Origin of the sequence: Novosphingobium aromaticivorans DSM 12444, from assembly GCF_000013325.1 — a bacterium.
In the GTDB taxonomy this organism is placed as follows: Bacteria; Pseudomonadota; Alphaproteobacteria; order Sphingomonadales; family Sphingomonadaceae; genus Novosphingobium; species Novosphingobium aromaticivorans.
Genome location: NC_007794.1, coordinates 3,346,602 through 3,356,387, shown reverse-complemented (window position 1 = coordinate 3,356,387; position 9,786 = coordinate 3,346,602). Strand labels below are relative to the sequence as shown.

12 protein-coding genes are annotated in these 9,786 nt (G+C 66.0%); 9 read left to right on the top strand and 3 right to left on the bottom strand.

All coding sequences use genetic code 11. The annotated features are described in order from the left end of the window. The first annotated feature begins 196 nt into the window (after positions 1-196). On the top strand, positions 197-808 hold the full coding sequence (locus SARO_RS15980; RefSeq protein ID WP_011446785.1) for a TetR/AcrR family transcriptional regulator: 612 nt from the start codon (positions 197-199) through the stop codon (positions 806-808). On the opposite strand, the gene SARO_RS15975 is transcribed toward SARO_RS15980, so the two are convergent. From SARO_RS15975 to SARO_RS15965, 3 genes are read right to left on the bottom strand one after another with little or no spacing between them, the layout of a single operon-like run. Further along, positions 795-1,688: a sterol desaturase family protein gene (locus SARO_RS15975; protein ID WP_011446784.1), complete on the bottom strand. Its 894-nt coding sequence runs from the start codon at positions 1,686-1,688 to the stop codon at positions 795-797. The genes SARO_RS15980 and SARO_RS15975 overlap by 14 nt on opposite strands. Beyond that, complete coding sequence (locus tag SARO_RS15970; protein WP_011446783.1) at positions 1,685-2,116, bottom strand: hypothetical protein; 432 nt, start codon at positions 2,114-2,116, stop codon at positions 1,685-1,687. The genes SARO_RS15975 and SARO_RS15970 overlap by 4 nt, the downstream gene beginning before the upstream one ends. A gap of 24 nt (positions 2,117-2,140) precedes the next feature. After that, positions 2,141-2,575 carry a TIGR01244 family sulfur transferase gene (locus SARO_RS15965; RefSeq protein WP_011446782.1) on the bottom strand — a complete coding sequence of 145 codons (435 nt, stop codon included), beginning with the start codon at positions 2,573-2,575 and terminating at the stop codon, positions 2,141-2,143. Between the two features lie 127 nt (positions 2,576-2,702). On the opposite strand from SARO_RS15965, the gene SARO_RS21385 reads away from it, so the two are divergent. From SARO_RS21385 to SARO_RS15930, 8 genes are all read left to right on the top strand, one after another. Further along, positions 2,703-2,864: a hypothetical protein gene (locus tag SARO_RS21385; protein ID WP_176929350.1), complete on the top strand. Its 162-nt coding sequence runs from the start codon at positions 2,703-2,705 to the stop codon at positions 2,862-2,864. 5 nt (positions 2,865-2,869) lie between these two features. After that, on the top strand, positions 2,870-3,673 hold the full coding sequence (locus SARO_RS21680) for a cold-shock protein (protein WP_011446781.1): 804 nt from the start codon (positions 2,870-2,872) through the stop codon (positions 3,671-3,673). Between the two features lie 175 nt (positions 3,674-3,848). Further along, positions 3,849-5,042: an aspartate aminotransferase family protein gene (locus SARO_RS15955; RefSeq protein WP_011446780.1), complete on the top strand. Its 1,194-nt coding sequence runs from the start codon at positions 3,849-3,851 to the stop codon at positions 5,040-5,042. Next, positions 5,039-5,974, top strand: coding sequence for an ornithine carbamoyltransferase (gene argF, locus SARO_RS15950; protein ID WP_011446779.1), 936 nt, complete (start codon positions 5,039-5,041; stop codon positions 5,972-5,974). Before SARO_RS15955 ends, argF begins: the two co-directional genes overlap by 4 nt. A gap of 11 nt (positions 5,975-5,985) precedes the next feature. Further along, complete coding sequence (locus SARO_RS15945) at positions 5,986-6,885, top strand: Hsp33 family molecular chaperone HslO (RefSeq protein ID WP_041550527.1); 900 nt, start codon at positions 5,986-5,988, stop codon at positions 6,883-6,885. A 130-nt stretch (positions 6,886-7,015) separates the two neighbouring features. After that, positions 7,016-7,447 (top strand): hypothetical protein, encoded by a 432-nt coding sequence (locus SARO_RS15940; protein ID WP_083760994.1) that lies wholly within the window; start codon positions 7,016-7,018, stop codon positions 7,445-7,447. A gap of 61 nt (positions 7,448-7,508) precedes the next feature. Next, the gene (queC, locus tag SARO_RS15935) at positions 7,509-8,210 is read left to right on the top strand and encodes a 7-cyano-7-deazaguanine synthase QueC (RefSeq protein ID WP_011446776.1); all 702 of its coding nucleotides are present in this window, start codon (positions 7,509-7,511) and stop codon (positions 8,208-8,210) included. Further along, positions 8,182-9,774 (top strand): spinster family MFS transporter, encoded by a 1,593-nt coding sequence (locus tag SARO_RS15930; RefSeq protein ID WP_011446775.1) that lies wholly within the window; start codon positions 8,182-8,184, stop codon positions 9,772-9,774. The genes queC and SARO_RS15930 overlap by 29 nt, the downstream gene beginning before the upstream one ends. The last annotated feature ends 12 nt before the right edge of the window (positions 9,775-9,786 follow it).

The following is a 9,786-nucleotide window of genomic DNA, read 5'->3' as shown; positions in this document are numbered from 1 at the left end:
TCCCTCTTGCGGACATCGTGCATCCGCATCCGCGCCTGATATTGAAACATGAACCACCTTTCAACTTCTCGTTGTGGGATTCGCGTTTGGTCGCTACGAATCGTGGCGAAACGGCAACAGGGGTGGGGCCGACTGGCTGCCGGATGGCGGCAGGCGAAAGAATGGCGGGGGCTGATGAGCGGGGGAGTATCGATCGATGGCGCAGGATAGCGCTGCCAGTCCCGGAAAGGTGCCCCGCACGGCACGCGGGCGCGAAACCTTGCGCAAGCTGCTCGATGCGGCGGCGGCGGAGTTCGGGGAGCGCGGGTTCCACGAAGCGTCGATCAGCGGGATCACTCGGCGCGCGGGAACGGCGCTGGGCAGTTTCTACACCTACTTCGATTCCAAGGACGCGATCTTCACCGCGCTGGTGCGCGACATGTCGGCGCGGGTGGCGACGACGGCTGCTGCTGCGGTGAGCGAGGGCGCGACGGGCCTGCGCCGTGAGCGCGAGGCGCTTGTCGGGTTTCTGCACTTTGCCCGCGAGCACAAGGAAATCTACCGCATCATCGACGAAGCCGAGTTCGCCGATCCCGAAAGCTATCGCGCGCACTATGAAGGCACGGCGACCCGCATCGCCGCGCGCCTTGCCGAAGGTGTGCAGGCGGGCATCGTCCGCCATGGCGACCAGGAAGTGCGGGCCTGGGCGATCATGGGCATGAATGTGTTTCTGGGCCTGCGCTATGGCGTGTGGGACGACAGCCGGCCGGTCGAGGAGATCGCCGAAGTGGCGGCCGATCTGCTGGGCGAAGGGCTCAATCGCCGCTGAGGCCCTGCCGTTCGGTCCAGCGCGCGCGGATGGCGTCGGAGCCTTCGCGGCTGCCGTCGTGGCTCCAGCCGGGCGCGCGCACGAGATAGTGCAGCTTGTAGCGCAGCGGCGCGCGCCAGAAGTCGCCGAGCATTGCACGCCATTCGTGGAAGGCGGCGTGGAGCAGGTGGAAGCTGCCGAGCTGGCGGACGATGCCATAGCGGATCGCCAGATCGTCGCGCTCGGGCTGGAAGGTGCCGAAAAGGCGGTCCCAGACGATGAACACGCCGGCATAGTTGCGGTCGAGATAGAGCGGATTTGTGGCGTGGTGGACGCGGTGGTGCGACGGGGTGTTGAACACCGCCTCGAACCAGCGCGGCAAGCGCCCGACCGCTTCGGTATGGATCCAGAACTGGTAGACCAGATTCACGCCGCCCACCGTCACGATCATGGCCGGGTGGAAGCCGATCAGAGCGGGCCAGATGCGGAAGACGAACGACAGTGCGAAGAAGCCGGTCCAGGTCTGCCGCAAGGCGGTCGACAGGTTGTAATGCTGGCTGGAGTGGTGGTTGACGTGGCTTGCCCAGAACCATCGCACGCGGTGGCCGGTGCGATGGGCAAGGTAGTAGTTGAAATCGTCGAGCACGAAGCACAGCGCCCAGGCCCACCATGCGAAGGGAACGGTCGCCACGCGGTGGTCGTACAGCCACAGCGCGGCGGCGAAGACCGCGCCGGCGGTCAGTGCACCCGCGATGGTGCTGCCAAGACCAAGCGCGAGGCTGGTGAGCGTGTCGCGCGGTTCGTACTTTTCGGGGTGGCGGCGCGCGGCCCAGATCATTTCGGCCAGGACCATGACCACGAAGAAGGGCACGGCCCAGGTCACGACATCGAACGGCTTCATGCTCCGGCTCCGAGGCGGCGCAGGCTTGCCGCCCAGACCTGGGCCTGGTCGCCGAGGTCGAGGGTTACCTTGCCGAAGCGCGTGTCGTCGGTGGCGATGGAAAGGAAGCGGCCGTCGAGCCGGACACCGGCATGGCTGGCAAGCTGGCGCGCGGCGAAATGGCTGCCGTGCTGCCGGATGAGCAGGACGCGCCCGCCGCGATCCCGGGCGAGTGCGCCTATCCCTGCCCGGTCGATGCAGATCGCTTCGGGATCGAAGCCGCAGATGGCTTCTTCCGCAAGCGCGCGGGCGTGGTCTTCGCCGGTGATGCGCGGATCGCCGCCAAGGCCGAGCTTTCGCGCAAGCCAGGCAAGGACGAGGATGGCGACAAGCGAGCCTGCCGCCTGGGCGGCGAGGGCGGCGCCGGGGAGTGCCAGCAATGCCTTCATCTCGCCGTGCCCCTCCCGCCCGGATCAGCCTGCCTGCGCGGCCAGCATGTCCACCGTCGCGCGGATGGGGGCAATGTCATAGCCCGCGCCGGCAGCCTTTTCCGCGATCTCGTCGGGGTTTGCGCCGGCCTGTGCCTGGGCCAGCGCCCAGAGCAGGGTGGAGCGGGTGCCTGAGCGGCAATAGGCAAGGACCGGGGCATCGCCCGCCTGGGCCAGCGCCTTCTGCATCGCCTCTACCTGCGCCATCGAGAAGCCTGCGTGGGTCACCGGTATCGCGACATAGGCGATCCCCGCGTCGCGCGCGGCGGCCTCGATCTCGGCGCCCGGGGTCTGGTCGTCCGATTCGCCCTCGGGACGGTTGTTGACGATGAGCCCGATGCCAAGTGCCTTGGCGTAGGCGACTTCCGGAATGGAGATCTGGGGGCTGGCGTACGTCTTTTCGTCTATCTTGCGAAACATGAGGGCGAGTCCTGATATGGGCGCTGGAATTTGCTTGTGCCCAATGCGGTTGAGCGGGGCAAGTCCGCCCCGAAATCGGGTGCTTTCGGCATGAAAGCCACAGTTTTCGGGCCGAATTGCCGCGCTCATGTCGATTCCGTTCGCGCTCTCTCTTTTTTCGTTTATAGTCCCGCCCGCAAAGGAAAAGGCCGGCCCCGCAAAGTCCGGTACTGATTCCTTCGTCGCGCCGCCGGTTTCCGCGTCCGGCCAGCGGCGCCGTGAAGGCTGGGGCGGATTGAAGGTCTATTGATTTCTATGGGTTTTGACAGAGGGCGGCGGGGTCGCGGTAGAGACAAGCGCGACGGATTCGGCGACGAAGGCGGTTTCGATCCCTACGGCGGTGGCGGCTTTGGCGGCGGCGGTTACGACCGCGGCGGTTTTGGCGGCGGTGACCGCGGTGGCTTCGGTGGCGGTGGTCGCGGCGGCTTCGGCGGCGGTGACCGCGGTGGCTTCGGCGGCGGCGACCGCGGCGGCTTTGGCGGCGGCGATCGTGGCGGCTTCGGCGGCGGCGGCGGTGGTCGCGGCGGCTTCGGCGGCCCGCGTGGCGGCGGCGGCGGTGGCGGCATGCCCGCCCAGGTTGTCGGCACCGGCAAGGGTGTCGTAAAGTTCTTCAACGGCCAGAAGGGTTTCGGCTTCATCCAGCGTGAAGACGGCGGTGAGGACGTGTTCGTCCACATCAGCGCGGTCGAGCGTGCGGGCCTTGAAGGCCTGGCGGAAGGCCAGCAGCTCGAATTCAACCTCGTCGATCGCGGCGGGAAGATTTCGGCTGCCGATCTCCAGGTCGTTGGCGACGTGATCCCGGTTGCGGCAAAGCCCGCTTCGCCGCAGCGCGAGCTGACCGGCGAGAAGGCCAGCGGCACGGTCAAGTTCTTCAACGCGATGAAGGGCTTCGGCTTCATCACGCGTGACGACGGCCAGCCCGACGCTTTCGTGCACATCAGCGCGGTTGAGCGTTCCGGCCTGCGCGAGCTGAACGAAGGCGACAAGCTCGAGTTCGACCTCGAGGTCGATCGACGAGGCAAGTACTCGGCGGTCAACCTGGTGCCGCGTCAGGACTGACCGACCCGCACTGCCCCCCGGGACGTTTGACCGGGGGCCTGCAACAGACTAAACGCGAGCAGATGGCGGCCCTTTCGGGGCCGCCATTTGTCGTTTGCGTTTCCCGAGCTACGCCGGAAAAGGATCAAGGCCGGCGACCCGTTGTTTTCGTTCGTGAATGAACAGGAGAATGCCAATGTCGATCACTCCGCTGATGCCCGTGTATCCCCGGTGCGGCGTGCGTCCTGTGCGAGGCGAGCATTGCCACCTGATCTCCGAGGACGGCACCCGCTACCTTGATTTCGCAAGCGGCATCGCGGTGAATCTGCTCGGCCATTCGAACGAACACCTGATCGGCGCGATCCAGAAGCAGGCGGCGACGCTCATGCACGTGTCGAATCTCTACGGGAGCCCGCAGGGCGAGCATCTGGCCCAGCGCCTGGTCGACCTGACCTTCGCCGACACGGTGTTCTTCACCAATTCCGGCGCGGAGGCGGTGGAATGCGCGATCAAGACCGCGCGCGCATATCACTCGTCGGTGGGCAATGACCACAAGTACGAGCTGATCACCTTCAAGAACGCCTTCCACGGCCGCACGATGGCCACGATCAGCGCCTCCAAACAGGAGAAGATGCACAAGGGCTTCCTGCCGCTGCTGGAAGGCTTCAAGTACGTCGACTTCGACGATCTGGAAGGTGCGAAGGCCGCGATGGGCCCAAACACGGCGGGCTTCCTCGTCGAGCCGATCCAGGGCGAAGGCGGCATCCGCGATGCCTCTGACGAATTTCTCAAGGGCCTTCGCGCGCTTTGCGACGAACATGACCTCGTGCTGATCTTCGATGAAGTGCAGTGCGGCGTGGCGCGCACCGGCACGCTCTATGCCTACGAGCAGTACGGCATCACGCCCGACGTGATGGCGACCGCCAAGGGAATCGGCGGCGGCTTCCCGATCGGCGCCTGCCTTGCCACCGAAAAGGCTGCGCGCGGCATGGTCGCCGGCACCCACGGCAGCACTTATGGCGGTAACCCGCTGGCCATGGCTGCGGGCGAGGCCGTGCTCGACGTCGTGGCGAACGAGGAATTTCTCGGCGAAGTGCGGGCCAAGGGCGAACGCCTGCGCGGGCGGATCGAGCAGTTCATCGGCAACTACCCCGATCTGTTCATCGGCGTGCGCGGGCGCGGCCTGATGCTCGGCCTGATGATGAAGGTGGAGCCGCGTCCGTTCGTGGCGCACATGCGCGACAACCATCAGTTGCTCACTGTCTCGGCCGGTGACAACACCGTGCGCGTGATCCCGCCGCTGGTCATCGACGACAGCCACATCGACGAATTCATGGAGCGGCTTTCGGCCGCTGCCGCAAGCTATGCGCCGGAGGCGCCGGTCACGTGAGCCAGGCCCTCAAGCACTTCCTGAACCTGACGGATGCGGGCGGCGATGCCATCGCCGCGATGCTGAACGACGCGCTCGACCGCAAGTCCGCGCGCGCTGGCCAGCCGAAGGGCAAGGCCGATGCCGACGCCCCTCTCGGCGGGCGGGTCCTGGCCATGGTTTTCGAGAAGAATTCGACCCGCACGCGCGTGTCATTCGACATCGCGATGCGCCAGCTCGGCGGTTCGGCGCTGATCCTCGACGCGGGCACGACCCAGTTGGGCCGCGGCGAGACCATCGCCGATACCGCCCGCGTACTGAGCCGCATGGCCGATGCCATCATGCTGCGGACGGACGACCACGCCAAGGTCGAGGAACTGGCGCGCCACGCTACCGTGCCGGTGATCAACGGGCTGACCGACCTGTCGCATCCCTGCCAGATCATGGCTGATCTTCTGACGGTGATCGAGCATGGCAAGGCCCTGCCCGGACTTGAGGTGGCTTGGCTGGGCGACGGCAACAACGTGCTCAATTCGATCGTCGAGGCGGCGGGACTGATGAAGTTCAACGTGCGCATCGGCGTTCCCGAAGGCTATGAGTCCGATGCGGGAATGATCGAGGCCGCCGTTCTGGCCGGCGCCGGCATCCGTGTGATCCGCGATCCGGTGGAAGCCGTGCGCGGGGCGGATGTCGTCGTGACCGACACCTGGATCTCGATGGGCCAGGCGCATGCCGAAGCGAAGCTTGCGGCAATGGCGCCCTATCAGGTCAACGACGCGCTCATGGCCCACGCCAAGCCGGATGCGGTCTTCCTGCACTGCCTGCCCGCGCACCGCGGTGAGGAGGTGACCGATGCCGTCATCGACGGGCCGCGCTCGGTGGTCTGGGACGAGGCGGAAAACCGTATCCATGCCCAGAAGTCGGTTCTGCGCTGGGTATTCGGACAGATTTGAGGACGATTGAATTGAACGAACAGGTCCAGCCTTCCACCGGGTTCGACCGGGTGCTGCATTTCACCTTGCCGGATCGCAACGCCCGCGGGCGCGCGGTCCGGCTCGGGCCGGTTCTCGACACCATCCTTTCGGCCCATGCCTATCCCGCCCCGATTCGCCAGATCCTGGCCGAGGCGCTGGTGGTGACCGCATTGCTCGGCTCGCTGCTCAAGGACCAGGATGGGCAGCTCACGCTCCAGGCACAGACGCAGGACGGCGTGGTTGACCTGCTCGTCTGCGATTATCGCAACGGCGAGCTTCGCGGATATGTCCGCCACGACCGCGCGAGGTTGGACGAGCTTGGCCCGACGCCGTCGCTGTTCTCGCTGTTCGGCGAGGGATATCTGGCAATCACCTTCGATCTTGCCGCCACGGGCCAGCGCTACCAGGGCGTCGTTCCGCTGGAAGGCAACTCACTTGCCGAGGCGTGCGAGAGCTACTTCATGCAGTCCGAGCAGGTGCCATCGCTGATCCGTGTCGGCGTGCGCAACACGCCGGCTGGCTGCGTGGCGGGCGGGCTTCTGCTTCAGCACCTGCCCGAGGGGGAGGAAGGGCGCGAGCGGCTGCACGTGCAGCTTGATCATCCGGAATGGGAGCATGTCTCGATCCTTGGCGCGTCGGTCAAGGAGGCCGAACTTGTCGATCCGGCGCTCGATCTTGAAAGCATCGTCTGGCGACTGTTCCACGAGGAGCGCGAAATCCGGGCCGAACCCGGCCTTGTCCTGAGCCGCGGGTGCCGCTGCACAGTCGAGCATTATCGCGACGTGCTTTCGCGATTCGGGGCCGAGGAACGCGCGGACATGAAGAACGATGACGGGCTGATCATTGTCGACTGCGCGTTCTGCTCGCGCGAGTTCGAGATCGACCTCTAGGTAAAAATCCGGAGCCGTTTCTCTGCCTGCCGCGCCAGCGGGGCGTTTCATCGCCCCTGTCGCGGTGGTATAGCACTGACCCGTGAGCAAGCGCACAGGGTGTGCGTCGCGGGGGTGCAAGAAGCGCGAGATGATTTTCAAGGGCCGTCAGTCCGGTTTGATGGTGCGCGCGGTGGGTTCGCTGGCCTGCTTGCTCGCGGGGTTCGCGGCCACCGCAGGTCTGGCCGAAGGCCCTTCGCTCGCCATGCTGGACAGGCTTGAGCCCGGACTGTGGGCGATCCATCCGCGCGACGAGACTGGCAACGAGACGCGGCTATGCGCTGGCAGCGGCCGTCGGCTGATCCAGATCCGTCATGCCGCCGAGACTTGCAGGCAGTTCGTCATCGAGGACGGTCCGGGCGCTGTCACGGTGCAGTATACGTGCCCGGGCAAGGGCTATGGCCGGACCCGTCTGCGGTTCGAGAACGCGCGGCTCGTGCAGCTCGAGACGCAGGGAATCGAGAACGGCCTCCCGTTCAATTTCGCGGCCGAGGCGCGGCGCGTGGCGTCCTGCGGGCGCTGAGAGGCGAAAGGTTCAACCGAAACCATTGCATCGCCGCAACGGCGCGGCTAGCCCATTGGCGATGCCGTCGAATTCACCTGCACCAGATGCTCCGCTTGCCGTTGTCCTGCTGTCGGGAGGCCTCGATTCGATGGTCTGCGCGGGACTGGCCCAGGAGCAGGGCTTCCGGGTCCTGGCGCTGACGATCGACTACAACCAGCGCCACCGTGTGGAACTGGATGCCGCAAGGGCGATCGCTGCCCGTCTCGGCGTCGAGCGTCACGTGATCCTGCCGCTGGACCTGCGCCAGTTCGGCGGCTCGGCGCTGACGGCGGACATCGCGGTTCCCAAGGACGGCGTGGGTGACGACATTCCCGTGACCTACGTGCCGGCCCGGAACCTGATCTTCCTTTCGCTGGCGCTGGCCTGGGCGGAAGCTGCGGGATCCAAGGACCTGTTCATCGGCGTGAACGCGCTGGATTATTCGGGTTATCCCGATTGCCGGCCCGAATTCGTGGCGGGCTTCGAAGATCTGGCCCGCATCGCCACCAAGGTGGGCAGCGAAGGCGGCACGGTGACCGTCCATGCTCCGCTCCAGCACCTCAAGAAATCGGAAATTGCGCGCGAAGCGGCGCGACTGGGGCTCGAGGCGGGCGATAGCTGGTCTTGCTACGATCCCCTGCCGGATGGGAGAGCCTGCGGTGTCTGCGACAGTTGTCGACTGAGGCGCGCGGGATTTGAAGAGGCAGGCCTGAATGACGGAACCCGGTACGGCGGCGGCTGACAGCACCACGCAGCAGGAGAATGGTGGGGAGGCCACGGCCTATAGCTGGTACGTGCTGGGCGTCCTGGTGCTGGTCTATATCCTGAACTTCGTCGACCGGCAGATCCTTTCGATCCTCGCCAACGATATCAAGAAGGACCTGTCGCTTACCGACGCGGACCTCGGTTTCCTGTATGGGACGGCGTTCGCGGTATTCTATTCGCTGTTCGGCATTCCGCTGGGCAGACTGGCAGACAACTGGCACCGGGTGCGGCTTATGAGCATCGGCCTCGCCGTCTGGTCGGCGATGACGGCCGTGTCGGGCCTCTCGCGGAGCGGAGTCCAGCTCACGGTTGCGCGCATTGGGGTCGGTGTAGGGGAGGCAACGGCGAGCCCCGCCGCCTATTCGTTGATATCGGACTACTTTCCCCAACGCCTGCGCGCCACGGCCCTGGCGATCTATTCCTCGGGCCTGTTCCTGGGCGGCGGGCTTTCGCTGCTGGTCGGGGGGCTCATCGTCGAGCAGTGGAACGCAGCCTATCCGGGGGGCGGTCCGATGGGGCTGGTCGGTTGGCAGGCGGCCTTCATGGCGGTGGGATTGCCGGGCCTTGCCCTGTCGCTCTGGGTCGCGACGATCCGGGAGCCTATCCGCGGCGCGATCGACGGGCTTGCGACGCCCACCACGGAAGCGCCGTTCCGGGGCTTCATTGCAGAGCTTGCCAATGTCATCCCGCCCTTCACCGTCATAGGCGCGGCGCGGCGGGGCGCTTCGGCGCTTGTGGCAAATCTCGTGGCGGCAGGAGTGATCTTCGCCGCGATCCAGATCCTGACCGGTGTTCTTGGCGTTACAACCAGGCAGCAATGGATATTCGTGGGCATTGGTGTCTACGCGGTATTCAGCTGGGCCAGCGCGCTGCGCTCGCGCGATCTGCCCACCTTTCGCGTGATCTGGGCGTCCCCGGCGTTCATCTGCACTACGCTCGGTTACGGGATGGTGGCCTTCACCTCGTATGCCTCGTCATATTGGGCGGCGCCCTATGCAGAACGCGTGTTCGGCATAGCCAAGGCGGAGCTGGGCTGGTTCATCGGTGCGCCGGGCGCCCTCGCCGGGTTCCTCGGCGTGATCCTTGGTGGACGGATTGCGGACTACCTCCATTCCCGCGTTGCGGCGGGTCGGCTCTACGTCACGCTTTTCGGATTGCTTGCAGCGATCCTGCCGCTGATCGGTGCATTCACCACCAACAGTTTCGCGGCATTTGTCGTCTACTCGTTCGTCGCTCAGGTGATGTCGAGCAGCGCTTTGGGAGGGGCCGCCGCGACAAGCCAGTCCCTGGTGCTTCCCCGCATGAGGGGCACGGCGACGGCGACATTCTTTCTGGCAACGACCCTGGTAGGTCTCGCGCTCGGCCCGTTCATGGCGGGGTACGTTTCCGCGACAAATGCCGACAACCTCTCGGCTGGCGTTCTTTCCACGCTTGTGGCGGCGCCAGTCGGCCTGGTCCTGTTGCTCGTGGCGATCCGCAGCGTCCCGGCTGCGCAAGCGGGCCTGATCGCCCGCGCCCGCGCCGCCGGAGAGCCGCTCTAGGTCTACTGTCGG